Source organism: Spongiibacter thalassae (genome assembly GCF_012272835.1).
Lineage (GTDB): Bacteria > Pseudomonadota > Gammaproteobacteria > Pseudomonadales > Spongiibacteraceae > Spongiibacter > Spongiibacter thalassae.
This window is the reverse complement of record NZ_JAAWWK010000002.1, coordinates 78,437-103,559: the sequence shown is the minus strand read 5'-3', so window position 1 is coordinate 103,559 and position 25,123 is coordinate 78,437. Positions and strand designations below refer to the sequence as shown.

Genomic DNA, 25,123 nt, shown 5'->3' with positions numbered 1-25,123 from the left:
TAATTACTTCAGCTCAACGCGACGGTTTTTCGCGTAGGAAGACTCAGACTGTCCAAATGATACTGGACGCTCTTCGCCGTAGCTGACGGTTTCTATACGGTAACGGGGAATGCCGTTGATTGCCATATAATCTGCAACCGCCATGGCACGACGCTCACCCAGTGCCATATTGTATTCCCGTGTGCCGCGCTCGTCAGCATGTCCTTCCAGACGAATGGGGCCAGTGGTTTTCTTCAAACGCTGGATCTGGGCATTCAGGTCGGCGCGCGCCTTTGACGTCAAAGTTGCTTGGTCAAACTCGAAGTAAAACACAGTTTCCAAAGCCACCTGAGGCTCTTCGCGCTCGTAGGCTGAGGTGTCCACGCTCTGAGTTGGCTCGGAGTAGGTGCTCACGTCGCTGCTTTGACCACTGTCCTCTGTATCAGTAGATGCACAGCCGGTCAGCAGGGCACCAGTCATGGCAACACTCAGAAACAACTTAGATTGGTATTTCATAGCATTTTTCCCTTTTTACAAGTTTTACATAAATTAGCAGATAACCATTTATCTGCTTAATTCTGGTTTTCCGGCTTCGTTTGTTAATACAGATAAGGCGACCAAGCCGGTTCGCGCACATCTCCGAATCGGGACGGCAAGCGGTATTTCACACCGCCGTCCACTGATACTGCTGCCAACACCCCCTGCCCGTTATGCTTTGTAGCATAGAGCATCATGCTTCCATTCGGTGCCACACTGGGTGACTCGTCAAGCTCGGTGGAGGTAAGAATTTCAACACGCTTGCGCTTGAAATCCTGAACCGCAATATGAAAATTGCCGTTCACTCTGTGTACCATCACCAGGCCCAAACCGTCTCCCAAAACTCGGGCTCGAGCGTTGTAGTCCCCCTCAAAGGTGACTCGTTCTACGTATCCTGTCGCCAGCTCTACCTTGTAGATCTGCGGCTTGCCACCGCGGTCCGAGGTAAAGAACAGCGACTTGCCGTCCGGCGCCCAGGCTGGCTCGGTGTCTATCGCAAAATGGTTGGTCACCCGTTGCAATGCCTGAGTGGACAAATCCATCACATAGACATCCGGGCTACCATCTTTCGACAGTACCATTGCCAGCTTATTACCATCCGGCGAAAACGCAGGCGCCCCATTAAGACCGCGGAAGTTGGTCAGTTGTTTCCGTTCGTTACTCACCAAATTATGTAAATATATCGCAGGACGGGTGGTTTCAAAGGATACGTAGGCGATTCTCTGACCATCCGGCGCCCAGGTCGGCGCCAAAATGGGTTGCTTACTATCCACCAGAACCACTTCGTTGGCCCCGTCGATATCACTTTTCAGCAAGCGGTAACGGAAATTATCGTTCCCTTCTCTCACCGCGGAAACATAGAGTAGTTCCGTGCGGAAAGCTCCGCGAATATTTGTGAGTTTTTCATAAATCATGTCGCTGATGGTGTGCGCGAGGAAACGGCTGCGGCTGGCGGGCTGGGTTTCTGTTCCCGCAAGCAAGCTGCGCTGGGTATTGACGTCCAGCAATTCGTACTTCGCCACCAGAGTTCCGCCTTCTACGGCCAGCTCGCCCACCACCACATAGTCCACACCGAGACTTTTCCAGTCGCGAAAATAGACTTCGCTGGCATTTGACGGACGGCTGAGCATGTCTTCCCGGCTCAGCGGATCGAACAGACCGCTGCGATGCAGGTCCCTCTCGATGATGGCGCCAACGTCTTCCGGCAGAGTGACCCCAGCCTTCCAGCCGAAGGGCACCACCGCGATCGGCAACGGATCGTCATTACCCTTGTTGATTTCAATGGTGAGTTCAGCGTGGCTGAACACACTCATCGTCAATATCATTCCCAGAAATAACAGTCTCGCTAACATTATCGCCTCAGATCAGTTGGCTGAAATCTAAATCGGAATCGCCGAAAATTGCGCTCGTAGGCCGCGCGATTGGTTGTGGCAAGCTCGCGCAGTTCATCAATGCGCTCCAGCCCGGACACCGCTCGCAACACCGACAGGTCAAACGCTTCGTTACCGCTGCTCTCCACAATGTACTGGTTGCTGATTTCGCCTGTGGGCAGAGTCTCAATGCCGACAACGGCCACCATACCATTTCTGGCGGTAGGCGGGCGCGACCAGTTGCCCTGTACCAGCGCCGAAATCAGCTGCTGATAACTGGAAACCTGTTCCGCCTCATCGAACACCTCGTCTTCCGCCGCGAGGGCCGCAGCTAACTCGGCTTCCTGCTTGCGCAAAATTTCCTCCTGAAGCTTGCGCTGCTTGGCGGCCTCAGCGGCTTTTTTCTCCGCTTCGCGCTTCTTGAGTTCTTCCGCTGTCGGCTCTTTCGGCTTCGGTTTTGGTTCGGGCTTCGGCGTCGGTTTCGGCTCCGGTTTCGGCTCGGGTTTCGGAGCCGGCTTCGGTTTGGCAACGGGAACAGGCTCGGGCTTTTTCACCGGCGGCGCAGGCTTGGGCTTGGACACCGCCTTGGGCGGTATCTGATCAATCACCAGCTTGGCATGGATAACCGTCGGCTGCGGCTTAAGCTCAGGGCTCAAATCCAGCCCTGGCAAACCGAGCAGCAACAGTGCCGCAACACCGCCGTGCAAGCTGAGGGAAGCCAATGCGGGGATCAGACGTGGACCAGACATCGCAGCTATTTCCGTCCCGCAGCAACAGGCTCTTCAGTAATCAAGCCGATGGATTTGGCCCCCGCCCCCTGCAGAGTCGCCATAGCAGCAACCACGCTGCCGTAGTTCACCGCCGCATCGCCCCGCACCATAACCGGGGTTTTCGGTTTATTGCGCAGGATTTTGCTCAATTTATCGCCGATTTCCTCCAGCTTGACCGGAGACCCCTGCTTGTCGGGGTCTCCAAGACTGATGTAATAGCGGCCCTTGGCATCGACCGACACCACAATCGGATCGTCGTCGGTGGGCGGCACCGGCTCGGTGGATGCTTCAGGCAAGTCAACTTGCACCCCCTGAACCAACATAGGCGCTGTCACCATAAACACAATCAGCAGCACCAGCATCACGTCGATGTAGGGCACGACGTTGATGTCCGACATGGGTTTTCGTTTTACACGACGTTTCATCGGCCCATTCCTCAACGTACATGGACCTGACGATGCAGGATACTGGAGAACTCTTCAGCAAAGGTTTCATATTTGCCGCTGAGGTTGTCGACCTTTGACGAGAAACGGTTGTAGGACACCACCGCCGGAATCGCGGCGATCAAACCCATGGCAGTCGCCACAAGGGCCTCGGAAATACCCGGTGCCACCGTGGCCAGGGTCGCCTGCTGTACCTGCCCCAGGCCGTGGAACGAGCCCATGATCCCCCAAACTGTACCCAGCAGACCGATGTAGGGACTGGTCGAGCCCACGGTCGCCAGAAATGGCAGATTGGCTTCCAGACGCTCCTCTTCCCGGGACAATGCCACCCGCATCGCCCGTTCACAGGCTTCCATAATGGCATCGGAATCGACCTTGCGCGGAGCCATGCGGGTGAATTCCTTGTAGCCGGCGCGAAAGATACTCTCCATACCCACCGCCATACGCTGGGAGTTTGTTCCCTCTTCGTACATGCTATTCAGATCAGTACCGCCCCAGAATCGGGATTCAAAGCGCTTCATCTCCCGCTCGGCATTACCGAAGTAGGTCATGCGCTGTACGATGAAATACCACGACACCACCGACGCCAATACCAATACCGCCATAATAGCCTGAACGAAAATACTGGCCTGGCTAACCAGTGTAATAATGGACAGGTCCTGATCCACGTGCATTCCCCTTAATTGGTGTTGTTCTTCGCCTGATTACCAGGAGTCATTCAAATATACGTTTGTCTTTTACACTGACCTTGTTACCGGTCAGCCGCTGCCAATTCCAGCGCCGCCAACTGCTCACGCACCACCGCAGGCAGGCGTTTGGGCCGGCCGCTGTCAGCGTCCACACAGGCGATCTCGACATCGGCCTCGCACAGCAACTGCGCGCCGCGATAGACACACTGCTTGAAGATAAGTGCCACAGGTCGCAGCGAAATAATTTCGGCAGTGACCTGCAGCTCGTCATCCAGCCGCGCCGACTGGCGGTAGCGAATGTCTACACTGCGCACTACCAGCAGCGAACCGTCGTCACCCAGCGCCGCCTTGGCTACGCCCTGTGCACGCATATATTCGGTTCGGGCGCGCTCCATGTATTTGAGATAGTTGACGTAAAATACAATACCGCCAGCATCCGTGTCTTCGATGTAGACCCTCACGGGCAAGGCGAATTCCACTAGAGACCATCCTCACCGGTAGTATTACCGGGAAATTCCAGGCCAAAGTGTAGATAGGCGTGAGCGGTGAGCACCCTGCCCCGGGGCGTACGCATAATATAGCCCTGCTGAATCAGATAGGGCTCGAGCACATCTTCGATTGTGCCCCGCTCTTCGCTGATGGCCGCCGCCAGGCTGTCGATGCCCACCGGGCCGCCATCAAACTTTTCGATCATGGCCAGCAGCAGACGACGGTCGAGGTGGTCGAAGCCGCTGCTGTCAACGTTGAGCATACTGAGGGCTTGATCGGCGATATCTGCACTGACATGGCCATCGGCCTTGACCTCGGCGAAGTCCCGCACCCGCCGCAGCAGGCGATTCGCGATCCGCGGTGTTCCCCGTGAGCGCCGGGCAATCTCCACCGCCCCGGCACTATCCAGTGTCATACCAAGAATGGCCGCCGAGCGGGCAACTATGGTCGACAGGTCGTCCACCCCGTAAAACTCCAGGCGCTGCACTATGCCGAATCGGTCGCGCAATGGAGAGGTCAGCAGACCTGCCCGGGTCGTTGCGCCAACAAGGGTAAAGGGCGGCAAATCCAGCTTGATCGAGCGCGCAGCCGGGCCCTCTCCAATCATGATATCCAGCTGATAATCTTCCATCGCGGGATAAAGAATTTCTTCAATATGGGGGCTGAGGCGATGAATCTCGTCGATAAACAATACGTCCCCGGCATCCAGGTTGGTCATCAGCGCTGCGAGATCACCGGCTTTTTCCAATACCGGCCCGGAGGTCGTGCGCAGCGCCACGCCCATTTCATTGGCCAAAATATTCGCCAGGGTCGTTTTGCCCAAGCCCGGCGGCCCGAAAATCAAGGTGTGATCCAGCGGCTCACCGCGCTTGCGTGCCGCGCTCACAAAAATATCCATTTGCTCACGCACCGCCGGTTGGCCGATATAATCCGACAGGGTCTTGGGCCGTATCGCCCGGTCAAAGCGCTCCTCCGCCGCCTCTACCGGCTGCGGCGCAACCAGCCGATCCACTTCTATCATGATGCCCCGCCCCTACCTGATCATATTCTTGAGAGCCGCCCGTATCAGCGCCTCGCTGCTCACACCGTCGCTGTCCAGCGCGCTGATCGCTTTGCTCGCTTCCTGGGGTTTGTAACCCAGCGCCACCAGTGCAGACTCGGCTTCGGCAATCACCGCCGACGCTGACGGCGCCGAGGGTTTCGCCGGTGCGTCGCCCAGTGCCGGCGCCCAGCTTTCCAGACGGTCGCGCATTTCCATAATCAGCCGCTCGGCAGTTTTTTTACCCACTCCCGGCAAGCGCACCAGCGCCGCCGCATCGCCCTCGTGCACACAACGCACAAAGTCGTCGCTATCAATGCCCGACATCACTGTTAAAGCAAGTTTGGGGCCGACGCCGTTTACCTTTATCAGGTTGCGGAACAGTTCCCGCGCCCGGGTATCGCCAAAGCCAAACAGGGTTTGGGCATCTTCGCGAACAATAAACTGGGTGTACAGTACCACCTCGCCGCCGAGTGGCGGTAGGTCGTATAAGGTGGTCATGGGCACCAATACTTCGTAGCCGACGCCATTGACGTCGAGCACAATTTCCGGCGCCTGCTTTTCAATCAGAACACCGCGCAAACGAGAGATCATGAATTTACCTTATTAGAGAGCCGTCCCCGGCGCAAACGTGGGGCGGCCATGGGTTCGGACATATTGCTCAGGCCCTGTCGAGCATTGGCGTGGCAGATTGCCGCCGCCAGTGCATCGGCGGCATCTTCCTGGGGAGCCGCGGGGAGATTCAGCAGAATTTTCACCATATGCTGGATCTGGGTTTTGTCGGCGGCACCACTGCCCACCACGGCCTTTTTGATTTGCCGCGCCGTATATTCCGCTACCAGCAAGTCAGCGGCGACACAGGCGACAATTGCCGCGCCCCGAGCCTGCCCCAGTTTCAGGGCAGAGCCGGCACTTTTGGCCATAAATACCTCTTCCACCGCGGCTTCATCGGGACGGTATTCGTCGATAATTGTGGTTAAATTACGAAAAATAATATCCAGCCGTTCCGGCAGGGCTGACTGGGGCAAGCGAATGACACCGCTACTTAAATAGCGGTGTTTGTGCCCCTCTACTGAAATAAGACCAAAACCGGTCTTCTGCGAGCCGGGGTCTATACCAAGAATGATTGTCATATTGGGTCGCGGTCGAATCGTTACCCTATTATGCACAGAACAGTGCGTGAAATGACAACGACCCGCAGGCGGAATCGGCTCGACTCAGGAAAGTTCGTCGAGGATGTCGTCGGGAATCTCGGCGTTGCTGTAAACGTTTTGTACATCGTCGAGATCTTCAAGCATCTCGATCAAGCCGAGCACGCTCTCGGCACCTGCGCGATCCAGCACGACAGTGGTGCCAGGCTGCATCACAATATCAGCGCTGTCGCTGGCCAGGCCCGCGGCTTCAAGGGCGTCCTTAACACTGTGAAAGGACTCCCAGGGCGTCAGGACTTCGGCGCTGCCATCCTCATGGAGAATCACGTCCTCCGCACCGGCTTCAAGCGCCAGCTCCAATAACTGTTCTTCGTCGACACCCGGGGCAAACACCAGCTGACCCAGGCGGGTAAACAGATAGGCCACGGAGCCGTCGGTACCCAGATTGCCACCACGTCTGGAAAAGGCGTGACGCACCTCAGCCACCGTGCGATTGCGATTGTCGGTCATGCACTCGACATAGATTGCTACCCCACCTGGGCCATAGCCCTCGTAGGTGATCTCGTCGTAATTGTCGCCTTCGGCATTGCCCGCACCCCGGGCGATGGCTTTATCAATGGTGTCACGCTTCATGTTGGCACCGAGAGCCTTGTCCACGGCGGCGCGCAGACGGGGATTGTCCTCGGGCAGCGGCCCACCGGCTCGTGCGGCGACCACCAACTCGCGAATCAGCTTGGTGAAAATTTTGCCACGCTTAGCATCCTGCGCGGCTTTGCGGTGTTTGATATTGGCCCATTTACTGTGCCCAGCCATACACTACCTCTTGCGCGGCACGCCCCGAAACGCCGCCGGGGCATGCCGTTTTTTCGACTTACTCTTCGTTCTTGCGCACGCGAATGCTCAGCTCGCTCAGCTGACGGGTTTCCACCACTCCCGGTGCATCGGTCATCACACAGGCCGCACTCTGGGTTTTGGGGAAGGCGATAACGTCGCGAATGGAGCGCGCACCGCTCATCAACATCACCAGACGATCAAGGCCGAAGGCCAGACCCGCATGCGGTGGTGCGCCGTACTTCAGTGCGTCGAGCAGGAAGCCGAACTTCTCACGGGCTTCCTCGTCGCCAATACCCAGTACGCGGAATACCGCTTCCTGCATCGCGGGGCGATGGATACGCACCGAACCGCCACCCAGCTCAGTGCCGTTGAGCACCATGTCATAAGCGATCGACAGCGCGTCAGCGGGTGCTTTTTCCAGCTCTTCCGGCGAGCAGGACGGCGCGGTGAAGGGGTGGTGCAGCGAGGTCAAACCACCGTTGCCGTCTTCCTCAAACATCGGGAAGTCCACCACCCACAACGGCGCCCAGGGCGCAGTGTACAGGTTGAGGTCTTCGCCGAGTTTGCAGCGCAGTGCGCCGAGTGCTTCATTGACCACTTTGGCGCTGTCGGCACCAAAGAAAATCAGGTCGCCATTGTCAGCACCCACCCGCTCCAGAATGGCGGCGCGCACCGGTTCCGGCAGGAATTTGACGATAGGAGATTGCAGGCCGCCTTCCAGATCCGACTTATCGTTGACCTTGATGTAGGCCAGCCCCTTGGCGCCATAAATACCCACGTACTTGGTGTAATCGTCAATCTGCTTGCGGCTGAGTTTGTCGTTACCACCGGGCACTTTCAGTGCTGCCACACGCCCCTTGGGGTTTTTCGCTGGGCCGGAGAACACTTTGAAATCGACCTCGGTCATCAGGTCACCCACATCTACCAGCTCCAGCGGAATACGCAGGTCTGGCTTGTCGCTGCCGAAACGCGACATCGCCTCGGAATAAGGCATTTGTGGGAAGTCCCCCAGGTCGAGTCCCATCACTTCTTTGAACAGATCGCGAATCATGCCCTCGGCAACCGCCATTATCGCCTTGTCGTCCATGAACGAGGTTTCGATATCAATCTGGGTAAATTCCGGCTGGCGGTCAGCGCGCAGGTCTTCGTCGCGGAAACACTTGGCAATCTGGTAATAACGATCAAAGCCCGACACCATCAGCAACTGCTTGAACAGCTGGGGCGACTGGGGCAGTGCAAAGAATTTGCCCGAGTGGGTACGGCTGGGCACCAGGTAGTCCCGTGCACCCTCTGGTGTCGCGCGGGTCAAAATGGGCGTTTCAATATCCAGAAAGCCCTGCTCGTCCATATAGCGGCGCAGCACTGAGGTAATCCGCGCACGCAGGCGCAGCTTGTCGGCGATTTGCGGGCGACGCAGGTCCAGGTAGCGGTAGCGCAGACGCACGTCCTCACCCACTTCGGTGTGGTCATCCAGTTGGAAGGGCGGTGTTTCGGACTCATTGAGAATCTCGATTTCCTTACCCAGCACTTCGATTTCGCCGGTTTTCATATTGGCGTTGACCGTGGCACCGTCGCGGGCACGGACACGACCACGTATTTTCAGTACATATTCACTGCGCACGCGGTCGGCGGTGGCAAAGTGTTCCTCGGTGTCGGGGTCAAAGACCACCTGCACAATACCCTCGCGATCCCGCATATCTAGGAATATCACCCCACCGTGGTCGCGGCGGCGATCCACCCATCCACATATGGTGACTTCCTGATCGATGTTCTCGCTACCGAGGCTCCCGCAATAATGGCTGCGCATTTGATATTCCCGCTGTGTTAAGTCATTGACGGGCCGGTCGTCCGGCCCCTGAAATTAGCTGTCTGAGCTGCTCGACGAGCCGCCGCCCGATGAAGAGCCGGCATCCCCCGCCAGGTTTTTCTTGCTGCCGCCGGATTTGAAGTCGGTCTCGTACCAACCGCCGCCCTTCAGGCGAAATCCTGCGGCTGAGATCTTCTTCACCAACTTGTCGGCCTTGCACTCCGGGCAAGCCACCAAGGCGGGGTCGCTCATTTTCTGCAACGCTTCCATTTCATGCTGGCAAGCCTGGCATTGATATTCGTAAATCGGCATTGGAAACCTCCCAAGACAAAATCGCCGTAGTCTGAGCCTCAGGAAAACCCGTCGGTCAAAAAAAGAGCGCGATTATAACGCAAAGCGGGGCTGTGAATAAACGGAGGGGGTGAAACTCAATGGCAGCTATGGGGAAACAACAGGGAAATAGCAGAAACCACAGGGGGGAAACGGAAGCGGCGGCGCGGTAACGCGCCACCGCAAGGAAATCAGGCGGCGAAATCCTTGAGCTTTTTCAGCGGGCGAACCTTGACCGCCACACTGGCAGGTTTGGCCTTGAAGGTGGTTTCTTCACCGGTGAAGGGGTTGATGCCCTTACGCGCCTTGGTCGCAGGCTTTTTCACTGTGGTGATTTTCATCAACCCTGGAATGGTGAACTCACCCAGTGCGCGCTTCTTGATGCTGCGCTCGATGAGGATCTCCAGCTCTTCCAGCACGTCTGCCACCTGCTTGCGCGTCAAATCGGTGTTCGTCGCAATTTCAGTAAGAATTTGCGTTTTGGTCATTTTCTCACTCAACGCAGTGGTTTTGCGCTTCGGAGCCGCAGCAGTTTTTGCCTTAGCGGCAGCTTTCTTTGGAGCAGCTTTTTTTGTCGCCATAGGAATAGGTCCTGTAATCACATTAGAGTTTATTGTTGCTCTTTTCCGGTACAGCACTGTGCCAATTCACCCCGCCACCAGCACCTGAACAGCTATTGGAAACCGGGCCAACCGCCAACGCAAATTGTGCCTGCCGATACCTATAATCCATTGCACCGTACAAAACAAGGGGTTTTCAGCATCAGCGACCAATTTAATACTTATTTTATAGCCTATTCACACACTTTTTCCCGTTGCTCCGCCCAATCACTCAAATTTTCGCCCCGCGTCCGATAATGGCCAGGCGTTAGTTTTTGGACAAAAGTCCGGCGCAGCAGAGAGCGCCTTGACCAACTGCTCACAGCGACTTTGCAATGCTTCATCAGTGTACGGCTTGGCGGGAAACTGACCCCACACCGGTTTTGGCCAGGCCACATCGGCGCGATACCGGGCAATATGATGCACATGCAGCTGCGGCACCATATTGCCCAGGGCCGCGACATTCAGTTTCTCCGCAGCAAACACAGTGGCCAGGATTCGCGACACCAGGTCCGACTCCAGCACGAACTGCTGCCTGTCCTGCTCACTCAGTTCGTATAGCTCGCGCAAGCCCTCCCGGCGCGGTACCAGAATTAACCAGGGATACTGACTGTCATTCATCAACAACACCCGGCACAGCGGCAAGTCACCGAGTTCGACTGTATCTGCCGCCAATTGATTGTGCAGTTCAAACATAATTCCGTCTCCTGTCTTACACGGTAAGGATTAACCCTGTACCAGACTGTCTATCAATCGTAAAATGCCGGCACTTCATCCCGCAGCTTTTAAGGCCAGATATCCGTTATGCGCGCCAGCCAGATTCTTATTGCCACCGTCAAAGAAACCCCCGCCGATGCCGAGGTCATCAGTCATCAATTGATGCTGCGTGCGGGCATGATACGCAAGCTGGCGACCGGCCTCTATAGCTGGCTGCCACTGGGCCTGCGAGTGCTGCGCAAGGTTGAACGCATCGTCCGCGAGGAAATGGACCGCGCCGGCGCCCAGGAGGTATTGATGCCCGTGGTGCAGCCCGCCGAGCTGTGGCAGGAATCCGGCCGTTGGGAGCAATACGGGGCCGAGCTGCTGCGCATCGGTGACCGCCACCAGCGGGATTTCTGTCTGGGGCCGACCCACGAAGAGGTTATTACCGACCTGATTCGCAACGAGCTGCGCAGCTACAAGCAATTGCCCGCTAACTTTTACCAGATTCAAACCAAGTTTCGCGACGAAATTCGCCCGCGCTTCGGGGTGATGCGCGCGCGGGAGTTTGTGATGAAGGACGCCTATTCCTTCCATCAGGATCAGGCCTCACTGCAGGCGACCTACGACACCATGCACGAGGCCTATACCCGTATATTTACTCGCCTCGGGCTGGACTTCCGCCCGGTTATCGCCGATACCGGTTCCATTGGCGGCAGTGGCTCCCACGAATTCCACGTGCTCGCCGAGTCCGGTGAAGACGACATCGCCTTCTCTGACAGCTCTGATTATGCCGCCAACGTAGAAATGGCCGAGGCCCTGCCCCCCGCCGGAGAGCGCCCCGCCGCCACGGCCACCCTCGACAAGGTCGCCACACCCGAGGTCGGCAGTATCGAGCAGGTGTGCGCATTCTTTGATTGCCCGGCAGCTCAGACCGTGAAAACCTTGCTGGTGTATGGCGAAGCCGACGAAAACGGCAAGCAAGCACTGATCGCACTGGTGTTGCGCGGCGATCACCAGCTCAACGACATTAAAGCGGAAAAACTTCCGGGCATCGCTGCACCGCTGACCCTGGCCGAGGAAAAGGATATCAAGGCAGCCCTGGGCTGTGGTCCCGGCTCGATTGGCCCGGTTGGCCTGAACCTGCGCACTGTTGTAGACCGCAGCGCAGCCCACTGCGCCGACTTTATCTGTGGCGCCAATGACGAGGGCTACCACCTCACCGGCGTCAACTGGGAAAGAGATGTACCGCTGGTAGAAATCGCAGATATCCGCGACGTGGTCAGCGGTGACCCCAGTCCCGACGGCAAGGGCACGCTACTGATTAAACGCGGCATTGAAGTCGGTCATATTTTCCAGCTCGGCACCAAGTACTCTGAAGCCATGAAGGCCACAGTACTGAACGAGCAGGGCAAAGAGCAAACCATGATTATGGGTTGCTACGGCATCGGCGTCAGCCGCGTGGTCGCCTCCGCCATCGAGCAAAATAACGATGACAAGGGCATTCTCTGGCCAGACAGCATTGCCCCCTTCCAGATCGCTATCGTGCCGCTGAACATGCAAAAATCCGAGCGGGTACGCGAGGCTGCAGAAACCCTGTACGAAGAGCTGAAGCTGCAGGGTTACGATGTGCTGCTGGATGACCGCAACGAGCGCCCCGGGGTGAAGTTCGCCGACATCGAGCTGATCGGTATTCCCCACCGGATCGTGATCGGCGATCGCGGTCTGGACAAGGGTATGCTGGAATATAAACACCGCCGTGCAGAGGACAATGAAGACCTGCCTGCGGAAAATGTGCTGGCCTTTATCAGTGAACGTCTGCCGCGCTAAACGCAGGCGCTGTGTCGCTCTGCTGCTCGGCGCGCTGATCCTTGCCGCTCCGGGCCTGGCCCTCACCTCCGGCGACAAAGCGGCGAGCGAGCGCGCTGCCCTGGCAGCTTATCTAAAGGACGCCGTGCCGCGCGCGGACAATTTTCAGGACCGCTTTGACGCTGAGGTGTGGCTGCTGGATATGTCCGGGCGGCTAAAACCTTTCATCAAGGACCCCGCCGCGCGACTGACCTTTCTGCGAGGAGTTCACCGCGAAGCTGCCGCCGCCGACCTGCCTCCGGAGCTGGTACTGGCATTGATCCAGATTGAAAGCCGGTTTGACCAATACGCGATTTCCCGGGTCGGCGCCCAGGGCTTGATGCAGGTGATGCCGTTCTGGAAAAATGAAATAGGCCGGCCCGACGACAACCTGACCAACATGGATACCAACCTGCGCTACGGCTGCCAGATTTTGCAGTACTACCTGCAACGGGAAAAAGGTCACCTCAGTCGCGCGCTGGCACGCTATAACGGCAGTCTCGGGAAAACCTGGTATCCCGATCTGGTCTTTCGCGCCTGGCGCGGACGCTGGTACGACGGCCCCCTGCCCTACCACGGCATTCACTGAACAGGCGGTTCGCCAGCACATTTTCCCTTACCACCATGATGCTTATCACCGTGATGATGCCCTTTGCGGCTACCACTCAACAGCGCCGTGCGTTGGGCCGGCGACATTTCCGGCAACACCGCGATCAGAATCTCGTGACTGAGAGTCTTCAATGTCGCGTCGGCAAGACGCAGGCGGGCGAACGCCTCTTCCAGCTCTTGCGGCTCCGGTGGCTCGCGCTTGATAACGCCGGCCAGAGAACGCCGCGCCCGCTTTAACTCGTGGAAGGCCGCTCGTATCTCACCGCGCTTGGTGGCCATCAGGTTCTGCACTGGCGCACTCAACTCCTCCGGCTCATGACGCAGGATGTGGCGACTTAAACCGTGTACTGCCATACGTTCCTCGCCCCGCCAACGGTGTCCCAGCCAGCCGCCTATCAACAGGCCATTGATGATGATCGACACCACCAGCGCAACGTACAACCAACGACGCCGTGTCATTGCTCTTCTCCAGAAATCCAATTGCTGAACTCGGCTGTACCGGCCACATCGAGGTAGGCCAGGCTATTTTCCGAGTATTCGCTGTACAAGCTCAACTCCGCATTCATTCCCAGCAGCAGGCCACAGACAATAGCCGCCACCACCGCTCCGGCCTGGGGCCACCACTGAACAACGGTGCGCACAGGCGCGGTCGCCGGCACTTGTACTTCACTGTCGGGGATACGCTTCAGCCTGGCCATCAGCGCCTCGCTTACTTCGAAATCGCCCACGCCCGAACGCTCGGCCAGCTGTTGCCAACCGCGATGCTCATCCAGGGCTCTGCGCCAGCGGCGGCGACAGCCGGGCACGCACAGGGTTAACAGGGTCAGCGGCCAGTAGCGCACTGGCCATTCGTGGCGCAGCGGCCCATAGCGGGCCAGCACATGATTAAAAAGGGCTGAGATCATTTTCTCTCTCCACATCATTGTCCGCTGCGTATTGCTCGCCCAGCATTTTCTTCATGGCGAGTTTGGCACGCCCCAGCGCGGACTCCACCGCCTTGGGGGTCGAATCCATAATCTGGGCAATCTGCTTGATCGAAAGGTCTTGAAAATAGCGAAAGCTCATCGCGACACGCTGGTTTTCCGGCAGTTTCCCCAGTGCCTGGAGCAGCTGCGGGTCACTCTCAATGGGGGGCGGTGCGGCAGGTGCATCGCCAATTCGGCGCATCACCTCATCACTGCCCGTCACCATGCGTTGCTGCACACGCTGGCGATGGTTCAGCGCCAGGTTCATCGCTACTCGATACAACCAGGTGCTCAACTGCGCCTCATCCTGCCAGTTTGGCGCCTGCTTCCACAGGCGCACAAAGACTTCCTGACAGATGTCTTCAGCATCAGCGCGGGACTGCACCACGCTGTATGCCGTGCTGAGTACTCGAGCAGAATGACGCTCAGCCAACTGGCCAAAGGCGCGGCCATCGCCGCTCGCCACCCGCTCGAGTAACTCAGCATCACTAATGCCAAGCCGCACGAGTCAGTAACTCCGCATCAATCGGCCATCGTCATGTCGCCGTGACGGCCGCGGTCGCTGTGGTGGCCACGATCGCTGTGACGGAAAGCCCGGTGCATTTCGCCGCGGCTGATGGCGCCGTCGCCGTCGGCATCAAGCTTCTGCACCCGAGTCTGGGCAAAAGCGCGGGCCTCGTCCTGACCGACCAAGCCATCGCCATTGCTGTCGGCCAGCTCAAATCGATCGGCGCGCGAGCCGGTGCGCTGCTCCCGCAGGCGGGCCTTGAACTCGGCGATGTCGTCGCGACTAACCGCACCGTCGCCGTCGACATCCATTTTCATAAAGCGATTTGCCTTGTGTTGGGCCACCTCGGCGGTGCTGACGATGCCATCTTGATTAGCGTCAAAGGGAGCTTTACGGCCAGCTTCGCCCGCGTGCAGCGGCAGTGCCACGCACAATAGACCTGAAGCAAGTAACAGGAAGGAGGTTTTCATGGGTGTTCTCCAAAAAAGTAGTAAAGGGGTCAACGGCCGTTATGAGTTAAACCCTTTACAGCACAAAACCCCTCGCGGCTTTTTCGATATTGCCCTACCGGGAGAACGGTATCAGGGGGCCAGAAATTCGTAGCGCCAAACGCCCTCTTCAAGAAAACAACGATTGCGCGGACCGGGCAGTGCCGGATTGCTCTCCTCGTATCCTGCGTCGCCCCCATATAACATGCACAGCGTCCCCAGGTACTCGGTTACCAGGGGTTTAATAAAAGGGACATCCCGCGAGGCATAGAGATGTCTGGCCTCATCCACTGTGGTGCAGCGCGCCAGCTCCGAAAGTGTCACCACAGTCGGAGGCATCATTTTGAGTTGTCCAGTTCGGTGCTCAACGATCAAGTCAGCGGGCGCGCCCCAGCGATAGGCATCCATTTCTTCGCCATCCACCTGGACGGGCTCCCAGCCCCCCTTGCACAGGTAAAAGGCCGTGGCATAACGTCGCCCGAAGTTTCCCGGTGTCGTCCAATGGGAAATAAACTGCAGCTCACCTACCGACAGATGCAGACCGCATTCCTCTTTGGTTTCACGCACAGCGGCCAGCCGCAGCGCCTCAGCTTCGTTGTTGTCGGCATCGTGCCAGTCCTCCGGGTCAACCGTGCCACCGGGAAAGACCCAGTGACCGCCACCCACTTTCAATTGCTCGTGACGACGCAGGAGAAGCACCTCCAGTCCGGCGTCGCCGTCACGCACCACCACCGCTGTGGCGGAGGGGCGAATTTCAACATCCTGGCTCACTGACAACATCCTTCTAACGCTTTGAGAAAAGGCCCCGGACGGGGGCCTGCGCGAAAATTTTCCGGTAAATCGGTATAGCGAATGACGCCGCTTTCATCAACGTAAAGCAGGCTGGGCAACACCGTATTGGGGCTCTCGCTCCACCACACGCCAAAGGGCACGCCATTGCGATGCTCGATACCCAGTGTTCGCGCAGCACTGAGGTCACGATCGAATAATATCTGCGCCTGCACTCCGTGCTCCGACAACAGCCGCGTCCCCATAGCTGAAGGCTGAGGCCCTACCAGAACCAGCTGCACCCCTTTCTCGGCAAATTCGGCAGAGCTGTGCAGAAAGTCCCGCAACTGGGTGCGGCACAGCGGACACCAACTACCGCGATAAAACACAAACACCGTTTTCTTGCCGAGAAAAGCCGTTGAGTGGACGTCACGCCCCTCAGCATCGCTGAGGGTAAAGCCGGGCAGTGGCCGGCCGATTCGCAACAGAGGATTGTCTCCTCGATCCAAAAAGGAATACCAGAAGACGTAGGTAAATACCCCGCCGAGCCCCAGTACCAAGCCATAAAGTGTTGGCAACGGCTCCAGCTCAATCACCACCAGCAACGCACCCAGCATCGCCGCCCCGAGCTGTACAAAGATATAAGGCGTTGCGTAGACGAGGGGCAGTAAGTAGAGCAGTGGCACGAATACCAATACCGGCGTCACCGCGATATAAGCCCCCAGCCAGGGCACACTGAAGGTATCTGCTGTCCACAGCTGCCACGCGGCATGTATCGACGCCATCCCGCAGAGGATGAGATAGGGAATTACAAAAAAGCGTTTTGCCAGTGCTTGTATCGCTTCTATCATTGTACTTGTACACGGACACTGAATGTTTTTACCGAAAACATATTGTTCCACCACCGTAATCTGGGTTAGCGTAGAAGCCATAATGGCAAATTGGCCGATGGCCCTGATTTCGGGCGCTGGGCACGCTACAGCACTTACGTCGCAAGTGCCGCGCAGACGTGCAATTGACTCTGCCGACCAGCAAAGGGGTAACGTCGGCAATAGCGAGCGTGCCCATTAGGACATAGACTATTTAGGTATTCAATCTCGGCACCATCCGGGACCGACAGCACAATAAGGATATACGGGCAACTATGGCGAAACTATCCCTGATGGATCTGGCGTTTTTTATCACCGAAACGGAGTCCAGTCCCAAACATGTCGGCGGCATGATGATGTTCCGCAAACCCGCCAAGGCTGCGGCGGATTTTGTGGAGACGGCAGTGCGCGAGTACGTCGGGGGCAACGATGATATACGCGCGCCCTTCGACCAGGTCATCAAGTTCAGCCGTTTTTCCGCGCCGCAGTGGCAGCAAGCCAGCCAGTTTAACGTCGATGACCATGTATTCTTCCACACTCTTGAAGGCGATGATTTCCGCGATAGCCTCTACCCACTCATCGGCGAGCTGCACACCCCGATGATGGATCGCGAAAAGCCGATGTGGGAAATTCACGTTATCCAGGGCATCGACGATAACCGCTTCGCCATTTACACCAAGCTGCACCACGCCTACGCCGACGGCGTCACCATGTCGTCAATACTGGCCAAGAGCCTCAGCACCTCGGCCCGATCAAAGAAAGTGGCGCCGATGTGGTCAGTATTGCCCAACCGGCGAGTAGAAAACGCCGCCGATGGTGTGTCGATAATGAAGGCCCTGACCAAACTCAGCGGGCAGTCCGGCAGTTATATGCGTTCGACGCTGGGCCTGGCCAAACTCACCACCCAGTTGGCACTGGAGGCCATGAAGCTGACCAAGAATGCGGTCGCGGTGCCCTTCAAGGCCAACCCCGGCACACCACTGAACGGCCATGTTGTCGCCGGGCGCCAGGTCGCCACCGCAGCGGTTCCCATGGAAAAGGTCAACCACCTGCGCGCCCTCACCCGCTCGACCCTTAACCACATTGCCCTGACCTGTATCGACGGCGCGCTGCACCGCTATCTGGAAGACTGCGACGCCGACATCGACGAGCCAATCACCATTCAAATGCCAGTCAATCTTCGCCGCGAGGGCGATGACAGCATGGGCAATAAAATCGGGATTGTACTGGTGGAGCTGGCCAGAAAAACCACCGACCCCTACGAACGCCTGCGGGAAATCGGCTTCACCCTGCGCAATGTGCGCTATCAGGTAGACGGCGTACCACCCGCCTCGGTCATGGCCTACACCGTGCTGCTTGGCAGTTTTGCCCAGCTCACCGAACTACTGGGGGTAGACGACAAATTGCCACCTCTGGGAAACACCCTCGTATCGAACGTTCCCGGGCCGCGTAAACCACTGTATCTGAAAGGCGCCAAGCTGGAGGAAATGTACCCGATCAGCGCGCTGACACCTGGCTGCCATTTAAATATAACCCTTTACAGCTATGACGGACGGCTGCAATTCGGGCTGGTGGCCTCTTCCGCACTGCCCAAGCTGGAGGTACTGAGCGAATATATCCACGACGCCTTCGCCGAGCTGGAGGAGGCAGTAACACCCAAGCGGCTTGGCAACTGATTGTAAACGAGCAACATCGCGAAATTACGACTATAACTAAAAGAGCCAGCACAACGACCTGCGGGTTGAGGAACGGACTCTAAAAATAAGACAACCACCTGGGTTGTCACCTTCACTGACAGCGACGTTATCGGCGCCCTTCCGGGAATCACCGGAGGTCGCTTGCCGGCGCGTTTTCGCCCGGCATTTTTGAAGGGTCTATTTTGACGATATCTGGAGAGCGTATATGAGTTATTTTGTCACCGGTGGCACTGGCTTTATCGGCCGCTTTTTAATCGACCGCCTGGCGAAGCGCAAGGGAACCATTTATGTTCTGGTGCGCCGTAGTTCAAAGAACAAATACCAGGACTTGCTCGATAAAACAGGCCTGAGCAAGGAACGGCTGGTGCCGATATGGGGTGATTTGTCCAAGGCCAAACTCGGCATCAGCGCCAAGGAAATGGCCAAGCTCAAAGGCGAAGTGAAACACTTCTATCACCTTGCTGCGATCTATGACCTGAAAGCCGACGCTGAAAGCCAGCAGGTCGCCAATATCGAGGGCACCAAAAACGCGATCTCCGCCGCCCATGCCATGGAAGCGGGTTGCTTCCACCTGGCCAGCTCGATTGCCGCCGCCGGCCTGTACAAGGGCATTTTCCGCGAAGACATGTTCGAGGAAGCCACCGGACTCGATCACGCTTACTTCCGCACCAAACACGTCTCTGAAGGGCTGGTGCGCAAAGAGTGCAAAATCCCCTACCGTATTTACCGCCCGGCGATGGTGGTCGGCGATTCCAAGACCGGGGAAATGGACAAAATCGACGGCCCCTACTACTTCTTCAAGCTGATTCAAAAGCTGCGCTACAGTGTTCCCCAATGGTGCCCGCTCATCGGCATTGAAGGCGGTCAGATGAACATCGTGCCGGTGGACTACGTCGCCGATGCCATGGACTTCCTGTCCCACAAACCCAAGCTCGATGGACGCTGCTTCCACCTCGTTGACCCCAATTCACACAAGGTCGGCGAAGTGCTGAATATTTTCTCCAAGGCCGCCCATGCCCCGCGCATGGCGATGCGCATCGACAGCCGCATGTTCGCCTTCATTCCACCGTCAATCATGGGCATGGTCAAAAACCTGCCGCCGGTAAAACGCATTACCAATGCAGTGCTGGCGGACTACCAGATTCCCCCCGATGGTTTACAGTTCATCAATATGCCGACCCGCTTCGACGCCCGCGACACCGAAAAGGCATTGCGCGGCAGCGGCATCGAATTGCCCCAATTGGAAGACTACGCCCACCGTATCTGGGACTACTGGGAGCGCAACCTCGATCCCGATCTGTTCAAGGATCGAAGCCTGCGTGGCAACGTTGAAGGCAAGGTCATTGTCATCACCGGCGCTTCATCCGGTATCGGTAAAGCCAGCGCACTGAAGCTCGCCGAGGCCGGCGCCGAGGTGGTTCTGGTCGCCCGCAGCATGGAAAAACTGGTGGAAACCCAGGAAGAGATCAGCGAATTGGGTGGTGTCAGCTATGCCTACACCTGCGACGTGTCGAACCTGGAGTCCTGTGATGAACTCGTAGCCACGCTGCTGAAAAACCACGGCCATGTCGATGTGCTGGTCAACAACGCTGGACGCTCAATCCGCCGCTCGCTGGAACTGACCTTCGACCGCTTCCACGATTTTGAGCGCACCATGCAGCTCAACTACTTCGGTGCGATCCGGCTGATTATGGGCCTCGCTCCCTCTATGCTGGAGCGCAAGGCAGGCCATATTATCAATATCTCTTCCATCGCGGTTATCGTCGGCACCTCGCCGCGCTTCTCGGCCTATGCCGCGTCCAAGGCAGCGCTTGATGCCTTCTCGCGGAGCGCGGCTGCGGAATTCTCCGACCGCAACATCTCTTTCACGACCATCAACATGCCGCTGGTGCGCACGCCGATGATCGGCCCCACCTCCATCTATAGCGCGGTGCCCACACTGTCGCCGGAAGAGGCGGCGGACATGATCTGTGAGGCCATCGTGAAGAAGCCCAAGCGTATCGCGACGCCGCTGGGAATCACCATGCAAGTGCTCAACGCCGTGGTACCCAAGGCAACCGAGATCATTATGAACACCGTGTTCCGCACCTTCCCGGACTCGTCCGCGGCCAAGGGCGAAGATGGCCAGGCCGCCACCGAAGCCTCAGCGGAACAGGTAGCACTGGCTGCCGTTCTGAAAGGTATCCACGTGTAACACGCCGCAAACTCCGCGCAATAAAAAAGCCTCCGCAATGGAGGCTTTTTTATTGGTGTATTACACCGGGTTCAACCCTGAAGAAATGACAGACGATTTCTTCAGACTAACCACTCTTGCATGGTCTTCAAGCTATCAATTTTCTTCGCAGGCAAACCAGTCATATTGGTGGCTGGTGTCCCAGCAATGACTCTTTCCAGTATTGCCATAGCCGTCGCCATCCGGATCACATAGCGAGCAGCCCCAATCACGAACCCCTGCCCAACCGGAACTGGACCCCGCCACACAACTCGGCGAATCGGGAGCAAACGCGTAACCGTTCATCGTTGCCGGATTACCTGTAGTCGTCACCAGTCCATACACCTGAACCCAAGTATGGTAGTTATCTATTGCTCGCGCATTATCCAGCAATAACTGGGCGTCCGCGGAAGATTTTGGACTCCACCACACCAAACCACGACTTTCACAGAAATCGACATAATTCGCTAACACCGCCGCTTGGGGCGTTTTGAATATATGCACGTTACGATTTTCAGATTCATACGATAACTCGACACCCGAAAGGTCAACCTCCGCTCCGTGAGAGTGGTTGGCCACCTGATCTTCCACGGTCATCACTCTTAGCAAGAGTGCATCCAGCTCGGCTTCCTGAGCAGACGCTCTGCTCTCCAGCGCTGCAATCGTCTGCTGCGCATTGGCCAACTGAAGATTTAGAGTTGTGGTTTGTGCATTCAACAGCGCCAGATCAGCGGTGAGACCATCGACAGCCAGCGCGCCGTCATCGATCGCAGCGCTTAATTCCGCTGCCTTGGCGACCAGTTGCGCACTGAGGTCGCTCAATGCAGCGGAATGATCGGCAATTGATGCTGACAAGCCATCGATCTGCTGATGAATCAGTTGTATGTCATCCGCGTGACGCGCCGCTAATTCCGACACTTCCGAGAACAAGGACGCCAGAGAGCCGTCCACCCCGTCAAGTCGCGCATGAGCCGATGAAATGTCTGTCTCATTGCTGGATACGCGAACCTCTAACTCTGACAATGAGGTTCCCAGACTGTGAAAAGCCTCCAGCAGAGAGGTGGACTGCGCCTGCAACGCCGTTATATCACCTTGATTTGCTTGGATTAATGCCAGGTTCGCATCGATCCGGTTCTGTATCGCCTGAAATGGCTGACCGTTATTTTGCCCTTGGGATTTAGCGGCGGCGAATGCACTATAAGATGCTCCGGCTACCGCCAGTGCCAGCGCACAACAACGTATTGTCTTATTCGTCCTGATCATTTCCCTGCCCCTCAAAAAATTATTATGTGACCGGGGAAACAATAGCCCTCTTCTATCGAAATAGCAAAATAATGTGAACCAGTTCTCGTTTTTATGCGATGCGCGTTGAAGCTACCCTCGCCCCGGTGACGCTCCCATCAATTTGCAGATGATTCCCAGCATCACCTCATCAGCTCCCCCGCCAATCGAACTCAGTCGCGTATCGCGATAGGCTCTCGCCACAGGGTTATCCCACATAAAGCCCATTCCTCCCCAGTATTGCAGGCATGCGTCGCTGACTTCCCTCACCAATCGTCCCGCCTTGAGCTTGGCCATAGAGGCCTTCATCGTCACATCGCCACCGTGGATGTATTCCTCTACCGCGGTGTAGACCAGCGCGCGCAAGGCTTCGATCTCGGTTTGCAGCTCCGCCAAGCGAAAATGGATCACCTGATTATTCAACAGGGGCTGACCAAAGGCCTGTCGCTCACGGGTGTAGCCGATGGTTTGCTCTATACAGAACTCCATGGTTTTCAGCATTCCCGCAGCGGCGAAGAGCCGTTCTTCCTGAAATTGCAGCATCTGATACTGAAAGCCCATTCCTTCTTCGCCAATACGATTGGACTGCGGCACCCGCACATTGTCGAAAAACACCTGGGCGGTATCCGAGGAGCGCATACCCAATTTGTTTAGCGGAGCCGACAAACTGACGCCCGGTGAATCAGCAGGCACAATAATCAGCGACTTGTTACTGTGGGCCTTGCCGTCGCTGGTGTTGGCCAGCAAGCAGAAGTAATCCGCCTGGGTGGAATTGGTGATCCACATTTTGCTGCCATTGATAACATAATCCGCGCCGTCCTTTCGGGCCGTGGTCTTGATCGCAGCCACATCCGAACCGGCGTGTGGTTCACTCACAGCGATGGAAAACACCGCGTCGCCGGAAATCGCCGGGGCCAGAAACTCCCGCCGCAGGGCGTCGCTGCCGAACTTTGCCAGCGCCGGAGTGGCCATATCAGTCTGCACGCCGATGCCCATCGACACGCCGCCGCTGCGCACCCGCCCCAGCTCTTCGGAGAACACCAATTGGTAACTGTAGTCCAGCCCCTGGCCACCGTATTCCTCGGGCTTGCAAATACCCAACAAGCCCAGGTCTCCCATTTTTTTGAACAGGGTGGCGGCGGGAAAAATACCGGCGTCTTCCCATTCGTCACAATAGGGGTTGATCTGCTCGTCAATAAACTGTGCAACGGTGTTACGCAGCGCCTGATGTTCTTCGGTCAAAATCATTTTTTCGCTCCTGGTAAGCTGTCAAAGTCCATGCCAAAGGGATAGGGCTGGGGCGTGAACAGGCTTTGCTCAGCCCCCAGCGGCTCAACCTGCAAGAATGCCGGCCGTGAACACATGCGTTCGGCGTAAGCTTTGGTCTGCGGTGTGAAGAATTGATCAAGCCCCAAGCCCGTCGCCAGATAGAGGGCATAGGCAACGCTGATATCGGCGATGGTGAACCGTTGGGCGCAAAGATATTCCCGGCTCAACAAGTGTTGATCCAAACGCTTCAAGCGCGCGAGAAACCAACGACGATAGTCCTCAACAATGGCGACAGACCGCCGCTCCTCCGGCTCCAGTTGCGAGTAACGCAACACCAGAGTCTGGGGAAAGGTCAACGTGGCATCGCTGTGAAACAACCAATTGAGGTAGTCGGGGTAGTCCGGGTGGGAGGATGGCACTCCGAGGTCACCACCGTATTTTTCCACCAGGTAGAGACAAATCCCGGTGGACTCAGTCATTTCAACCGGGCCATCAGTAAAGAAGGGCACGGTGCCCAATGGGTTGATATCGAGATAGTCAGGTTGAAACATTCGCGGCGGAAAGGGCAGCAGCTCGAGATCATAGTCCAGTCTCATTTCCGCCAATGCCCACAGTGGGCGCAGCGACCTGGACGAGTAGCAGTGCCAGAGTTTGGGTTTGATGGTCATGCTATTCCCCTTCATAGGCCGTACTGCCGAGCAGCGAGGTCGCGCATGATTTCTTCAGAGCCGCCGCCGATCGCATTTACCCTCACCTCGCGGTAAAAGCGCTCCACACGATTGCCGCGTAGATAACTGGCGCCGCCGAGAATCTGGCTCGCCTCCCGCGCACAGAATTCCATGGTTTCGCTGGCCTGCACCTTGGCCAGCGCCAGGTCGCCGGGGTCGCAGCGCCCCTCTATAAACGCCGTAGTGAGATAGTTCATATAGCACTGGCAGGCGTTAATACGCTGCTTCATCGCGGCAATTTTATGGCGAATCACCTGATGGTCGGCCAGGCGCTTACCGAAGGTTTGTCGCTGCTGAGCCCAGCCAACAGCCTCCTCAAGACACACCCGGGCGGCGGCTTCCATGGTAACGATCAACGCCAGACGCTCCGCGTTGAAATTACTCATAATCGCCAAAAAGCCCTGGCCCGCTTCGCCAACAAGGTAATGTTCCGGTACCACCACATCATCGAAGTAAATCGTGCCGGTATCCGCACACCACCAGCCTTGCTTACGATCGAGGGGGGTGCGGGATACACCGGGTAAATCAGTGGGAATCACCAACATTGACAGCCCCCTGGCCCCGTCGCCGCCAGTACGCACGGCGGTACAGACCCAGTCGGCGGACATCACCCCGGAAATAAAGGTCTTGCTGCCGTTGACGACAAAGCCCTCCCCCTGCCGCTGGGCACGGCACTGAATATTGGCGACATCCGAGCCCCCGGAGGGTTCGGTAATCCCCAGCGAAATCCGTTTACGACCCGCGAGCACCTCCGGCACCACCTGTTCCTTCAGAGCCTCGCTGCCAAAGCTCAACACCGGCGGCAAGGCAATGCCGTGAATCAGCAGATTGCTGATGAGCCCACCCGCCGACCCGGCACGGGTAAATTCTTCATTGGTAATATTGATAAACCACTGGTCGATTCCCGCCGCTACACCGCCGAAACGCTCGGGATAACCCAATTGCAAAATCCCCATATCGGCGGCCTTGGCCCAGAGTTCATCAGGCAGATTGCCCGCCTCTTCCCAGTCATCAATATAGGGAACAACCTCGGCGTCCAGAAAGCGACGCAGCTGGCTGCGCCAGGCCTCGTGCTGTTCACCGAGACAGGGGTTGTGCAAGCGCGCACTGTCGAAATCCAAAGCCATTTACCGCCACCTATGCTG

General features: G+C 57.2%; 28 protein-coding genes. 4 read left to right on the top strand and 24 right to left on the bottom strand.

Annotated features, from left to right (window positions below):
• Window positions 1-3: 3 nt before the first annotated feature.
• The 14 genes from HCU74_RS04640 to HCU74_RS04575 all read right to left on the bottom strand — a co-directional run bounded on the left by HCU74_RS04640 (window position 4) and on the right by HCU74_RS04575 (window position 10,733).
• Window positions 4-495: an OmpA family protein gene (locus HCU74_RS04640; RefSeq protein ID WP_168449264.1), complete on the bottom strand. Its 492-nt coding sequence runs from the start codon at window positions 493-495 to the stop codon at window positions 4-6.
• 83 nt (window positions 496-578) lie between these two features.
• Window positions 579-1,868, bottom strand: a complete 1,290-nt coding sequence (tolB, locus tag HCU74_RS04635; RefSeq protein ID WP_168449263.1) for a Tol-Pal system beta propeller repeat protein TolB — start codon at window positions 1,866-1,868, stop codon at window positions 579-581.
• Window positions 1,868-2,635: an energy transducer TonB gene (locus HCU74_RS04630; RefSeq protein WP_168449262.1), complete on the bottom strand. Its 768-nt coding sequence runs from the start codon at window positions 2,633-2,635 to the stop codon at window positions 1,868-1,870. The genes tolB and HCU74_RS04630 overlap by 1 nt, the downstream gene beginning before the upstream one ends.
• Before the next feature lie 5 nt (window positions 2,636-2,640).
• Complete coding sequence (gene tolR / locus HCU74_RS04625; protein ID WP_168449261.1) at window positions 2,641-3,081, bottom strand: protein TolR; 441 nt, start codon at window positions 3,079-3,081, stop codon at window positions 2,641-2,643.
• An 11-nt stretch (window positions 3,082-3,092) separates the two neighbouring features.
• Complete coding sequence (gene tolQ / locus HCU74_RS04620) at window positions 3,093-3,767, bottom strand: protein TolQ (RefSeq protein ID WP_168449260.1); 675 nt, start codon at window positions 3,765-3,767, stop codon at window positions 3,093-3,095.
• Window positions 3,768-3,850: 83 nt separating this feature from the next.
• A complete protein-coding gene (gene ybgC, locus HCU74_RS04615; protein WP_168449259.1) occupies window positions 3,851-4,267 on the bottom strand; it encodes a tol-pal system-associated acyl-CoA thioesterase in 417 nt (138 codons plus the stop codon).
• Window positions 4,267-5,298 (bottom strand): Holliday junction branch migration DNA helicase RuvB, encoded by a 1,032-nt coding sequence (gene ruvB, locus HCU74_RS04610; RefSeq protein ID WP_168449258.1) that lies wholly within the window; start codon window positions 5,296-5,298, stop codon window positions 4,267-4,269. The genes ybgC and ruvB overlap by 1 nt, the downstream gene beginning before the upstream one ends.
• 12 nt (window positions 5,299-5,310) lie before the next feature.
• The gene (gene ruvA / locus HCU74_RS04605) at window positions 5,311-5,910 is read right to left on the bottom strand and encodes a Holliday junction branch migration protein RuvA (protein ID WP_168449257.1); all 600 of its coding nucleotides are present in this window, start codon (window positions 5,908-5,910) and stop codon (window positions 5,311-5,313) included.
• The gene (ruvC, locus tag HCU74_RS04600; RefSeq protein WP_168449256.1) at window positions 5,907-6,449 is read right to left on the bottom strand and encodes a crossover junction endodeoxyribonuclease RuvC; all 543 of its coding nucleotides are present in this window, start codon (window positions 6,447-6,449) and stop codon (window positions 5,907-5,909) included. The genes ruvA and ruvC overlap by 4 nt, the downstream gene beginning before the upstream one ends.
• Window positions 6,450-6,533: 84 nt before the next feature.
• Window positions 6,534-7,280: a YebC/PmpR family DNA-binding transcriptional regulator gene (locus HCU74_RS04595; protein ID WP_168449255.1), complete on the bottom strand. Its 747-nt coding sequence runs from the start codon at window positions 7,278-7,280 to the stop codon at window positions 6,534-6,536.
• A gap of 58 nt (window positions 7,281-7,338) precedes the next feature.
• The gene (gene aspS, locus HCU74_RS04590; protein WP_168449254.1) at window positions 7,339-9,108 is read right to left on the bottom strand and encodes an aspartate--tRNA ligase; all 1,770 of its coding nucleotides are present in this window, start codon (window positions 9,106-9,108) and stop codon (window positions 7,339-7,341) included.
• A gap of 54 nt (window positions 9,109-9,162) precedes the next feature.
• The gene (locus HCU74_RS04585) at window positions 9,163-9,420 is read right to left on the bottom strand and encodes an FmdB family zinc ribbon protein (protein ID WP_168449253.1); all 258 of its coding nucleotides are present in this window, start codon (window positions 9,418-9,420) and stop codon (window positions 9,163-9,165) included.
• 209 nt (window positions 9,421-9,629) lie between these two features.
• Window positions 9,630-10,019, bottom strand: coding sequence for an HU family DNA-binding protein (locus HCU74_RS04580; RefSeq protein ID WP_168449252.1), 390 nt, complete (start codon window positions 10,017-10,019; stop codon window positions 9,630-9,632).
• A 246-nt stretch (window positions 10,020-10,265) separates the two neighbouring features.
• Window positions 10,266-10,733 carry an HIT domain-containing protein gene (locus HCU74_RS04575; RefSeq protein WP_168449251.1) on the bottom strand — a complete coding sequence of 156 codons (468 nt, stop codon included), beginning with the start codon at window positions 10,731-10,733 and terminating at the stop codon, window positions 10,266-10,268.
• A 108-nt stretch (window positions 10,734-10,841) separates the two neighbouring features.
• Between HCU74_RS04575 and HCU74_RS04570 the strand changes: the two genes are divergently transcribed.
• Both HCU74_RS04570 and HCU74_RS04565 read left to right on the top strand, forming a co-directional pair.
• Window positions 10,842-12,566 (top strand): proline--tRNA ligase, encoded by a 1,725-nt coding sequence (locus tag HCU74_RS04570; protein ID WP_168449250.1) that lies wholly within the window; start codon window positions 10,842-10,844, stop codon window positions 12,564-12,566.
• Entirely contained in the window at window positions 12,547-13,173 is a 627-nt protein-coding gene (locus tag HCU74_RS04565) for a lytic transglycosylase domain-containing protein (protein WP_428480332.1), read from the top strand. Before HCU74_RS04570 ends, HCU74_RS04565 begins: the two co-directional genes overlap by 20 nt.
• Here HCU74_RS04565 and HCU74_RS04560 read toward each other — a convergent pair.
• From HCU74_RS04560 to HCU74_RS04535, 6 genes are all read right to left on the bottom strand, one after another.
• On the bottom strand, window positions 13,167-13,652 hold the full coding sequence (locus HCU74_RS04560) for a periplasmic heavy metal sensor (protein ID WP_168449249.1): 486 nt from the start codon (window positions 13,650-13,652) through the stop codon (window positions 13,167-13,169). The two genes, HCU74_RS04565 and HCU74_RS04560, sit on opposite strands and share 7 nt — an antisense overlap.
• On the bottom strand, window positions 13,649-14,098 hold the full coding sequence (locus HCU74_RS04555; protein ID WP_168449248.1) for a hypothetical protein: 450 nt from the start codon (window positions 14,096-14,098) through the stop codon (window positions 13,649-13,651). Before HCU74_RS04555 ends, HCU74_RS04560 begins: the two co-directional genes overlap by 4 nt.
• Window positions 14,079-14,663, bottom strand: coding sequence for a sigma-70 family RNA polymerase sigma factor (locus HCU74_RS04550; RefSeq protein WP_168449247.1), 585 nt, complete (start codon window positions 14,661-14,663; stop codon window positions 14,079-14,081). Before HCU74_RS04550 ends, HCU74_RS04555 begins: the two co-directional genes overlap by 20 nt.
• A gap of 17 nt (window positions 14,664-14,680) precedes the next feature.
• Window positions 14,681-15,136 (bottom strand): EF-hand domain-containing protein, encoded by a 456-nt coding sequence (locus HCU74_RS04545; protein ID WP_168449246.1) that lies wholly within the window; start codon window positions 15,134-15,136, stop codon window positions 14,681-14,683.
• Between the two features lie 111 nt (window positions 15,137-15,247).
• Complete coding sequence (locus HCU74_RS04540; RefSeq protein WP_168449245.1) at window positions 15,248-15,925, bottom strand: NUDIX domain-containing protein; 678 nt, start codon at window positions 15,923-15,925, stop codon at window positions 15,248-15,250.
• Window positions 15,922-16,773: a peroxiredoxin family protein gene (locus tag HCU74_RS04535; protein ID WP_168449244.1), complete on the bottom strand. Its 852-nt coding sequence runs from the start codon at window positions 16,771-16,773 to the stop codon at window positions 15,922-15,924. Before HCU74_RS04535 ends, HCU74_RS04540 begins: the two co-directional genes overlap by 4 nt.
• Before the next feature lie 293 nt (window positions 16,774-17,066).
• Here HCU74_RS04535 and HCU74_RS04530 point away from each other — a divergent pair, with 293 nt between their 5' ends.
• Together HCU74_RS04530 and HCU74_RS04525 are read left to right on the top strand one after the other, a co-directional pair.
• Entirely contained in the window at window positions 17,067-18,467 is a 1,401-nt protein-coding gene (locus HCU74_RS04530; protein ID WP_168449243.1) for a wax ester/triacylglycerol synthase family O-acyltransferase, read from the top strand.
• 226 nt (window positions 18,468-18,693) lie between these two features.
• Window positions 18,694-20,682: an SDR family oxidoreductase gene (locus HCU74_RS04525; protein ID WP_168449242.1), complete on the top strand. Its 1,989-nt coding sequence runs from the start codon at window positions 18,694-18,696 to the stop codon at window positions 20,680-20,682.
• A gap of 135 nt (window positions 20,683-20,817) precedes the next feature.
• Here HCU74_RS04525 and HCU74_RS04520 read toward each other — a convergent pair whose 3' ends face one another.
• The 4 genes from HCU74_RS04520 to HCU74_RS04505 form a co-directional block, all read right to left on the bottom strand.
• Entirely contained in the window at window positions 20,818-21,963 is a 1,146-nt protein-coding gene (locus HCU74_RS04520) for a coiled-coil domain-containing protein (protein ID WP_168449241.1), read from the bottom strand.
• Window positions 21,964-22,074: 111 nt separating this feature from the next.
• Window positions 22,075-23,229, bottom strand: a complete 1,155-nt coding sequence (locus HCU74_RS04515) for an acyl-CoA dehydrogenase family protein (protein WP_168449240.1) — start codon at window positions 23,227-23,229, stop codon at window positions 22,075-22,077.
• Complete coding sequence (locus tag HCU74_RS04510; protein WP_168449239.1) at window positions 23,226-23,918, bottom strand: glutathione S-transferase family protein; 693 nt, start codon at window positions 23,916-23,918, stop codon at window positions 23,226-23,228. Before HCU74_RS04510 ends, HCU74_RS04515 begins: the two co-directional genes overlap by 4 nt.
• A gap of 11 nt (window positions 23,919-23,929) precedes the next feature.
• The gene (locus HCU74_RS04505; protein WP_168449238.1) at window positions 23,930-25,105 is read right to left on the bottom strand and encodes an acyl-CoA dehydrogenase family protein; all 1,176 of its coding nucleotides are present in this window, start codon (window positions 25,103-25,105) and stop codon (window positions 23,930-23,932) included.
• Window positions 25,106-25,123 lie beyond the last annotated feature (18 nt).

Excerpts from the sequence above, each read along its gene's own strand:
- HCU74_RS04640 (WP_168449264.1), bottom strand. The coding sequence starts at position 495 with ATGAAATACCAATCTAAGTTGTTTCTGAGTGTTGCCATGACTGGTGCC.
- tolB (WP_168449263.1), bottom strand. The coding sequence starts at position 1,868 with ATGTTAGCGAGACTGTTATTTCTGGGAATGATATTGACGATGAGTGTG.
- HCU74_RS04630 (WP_168449262.1), bottom strand. The coding sequence starts at position 2,635 with ATGTCTGGTCCACGTCTGATCCCCGCATTGGCTTCCCTCAGCTTGCAC.
- tolR (WP_168449261.1), bottom strand. The coding sequence starts at position 3,081 with ATGAAACGTCGTGTAAAACGAAAACCCATGTCGGACATCAACGTCGTG.
- ruvB (WP_168449258.1), bottom strand. The coding sequence starts at position 5,298 with ATGATAGAAGTGGATCGGCTGGTTGCGCCGCAGCCGGTAGAGGCGGCG.
- ruvA (WP_168449257.1), bottom strand. The coding sequence starts at position 5,910 with ATGATCTCTCGTTTGCGCGGTGTTCTGATTGAAAAGCAGGCGCCGGAA.
- ruvC (WP_168449256.1), bottom strand. The coding sequence starts at position 6,449 with ATGACAATCATTCTTGGTATAGACCCCGGCTCGCAGAAGACCGGTTTT.
- HCU74_RS04595 (WP_168449255.1), bottom strand. The coding sequence starts at position 7,280 with ATGGCTGGGCACAGTAAATGGGCCAATATCAAACACCGCAAAGCCGCG.
- aspS (WP_168449254.1), bottom strand. The coding sequence starts at position 9,108 with ATGCGCAGCCATTATTGCGGGAGCCTCGGTAGCGAGAACATCGATCAG.
- HCU74_RS04585 (WP_168449253.1), bottom strand. The coding sequence starts at position 9,420 with ATGCCGATTTACGAATATCAATGCCAGGCTTGCCAGCATGAAATGGAA.
- HCU74_RS04580 (WP_168449252.1), bottom strand. The coding sequence starts at position 10,019 with ATGGCGACAAAAAAAGCTGCTCCAAAGAAAGCTGCCGCTAAGGCAAAA.
- HCU74_RS04575 (WP_168449251.1), bottom strand. The coding sequence starts at position 10,733 with ATGTTTGAACTGCACAATCAATTGGCGGCAGATACAGTCGAACTCGGT.
- HCU74_RS04570 (WP_168449250.1), top strand. The coding sequence starts at position 10,842 with ATGCGCGCCAGCCAGATTCTTATTGCCACCGTCAAAGAAACCCCCGCC.
- HCU74_RS04560 (WP_168449249.1), bottom strand. The coding sequence starts at position 13,652 with ATGACACGGCGTCGTTGGTTGTACGTTGCGCTGGTGGTGTCGATCATC.
- HCU74_RS04555 (WP_168449248.1), bottom strand. The coding sequence starts at position 14,098 with ATGATCTCAGCCCTTTTTAATCATGTGCTGGCCCGCTATGGGCCGCTG.
- HCU74_RS04545 (WP_168449246.1), bottom strand. The coding sequence starts at position 15,136 with ATGAAAACCTCCTTCCTGTTACTTGCTTCAGGTCTATTGTGCGTGGCA.
- HCU74_RS04535 (WP_168449244.1), bottom strand. The coding sequence starts at position 16,773 with ATGATAGAAGCGATACAAGCACTGGCAAAACGCTTTTTTGTAATTCCC.
- HCU74_RS04530 (WP_168449243.1), top strand. The coding sequence starts at position 17,067 with ATGGCGAAACTATCCCTGATGGATCTGGCGTTTTTTATCACCGAAACG.
- HCU74_RS04525 (WP_168449242.1), top strand. The coding sequence starts at position 18,694 with ATGAGTTATTTTGTCACCGGTGGCACTGGCTTTATCGGCCGCTTTTTA.
- HCU74_RS04520 (WP_168449241.1), bottom strand. The coding sequence starts at position 21,963 with ATGATCAGGACGAATAAGACAATACGTTGTTGTGCGCTGGCACTGGCG.
- HCU74_RS04515 (WP_168449240.1), bottom strand. The coding sequence starts at position 23,229 with ATGATTTTGACCGAAGAACATCAGGCGCTGCGTAACACCGTTGCACAG.
- HCU74_RS04510 (WP_168449239.1), bottom strand. The coding sequence starts at position 23,918 with ATGACCATCAAACCCAAACTCTGGCACTGCTACTCGTCCAGGTCGCTG.
- HCU74_RS04505 (WP_168449238.1), bottom strand. The coding sequence starts at position 25,105 with ATGGCTTTGGATTTCGACAGTGCGCGCTTGCACAACCCCTGTCTCGGT.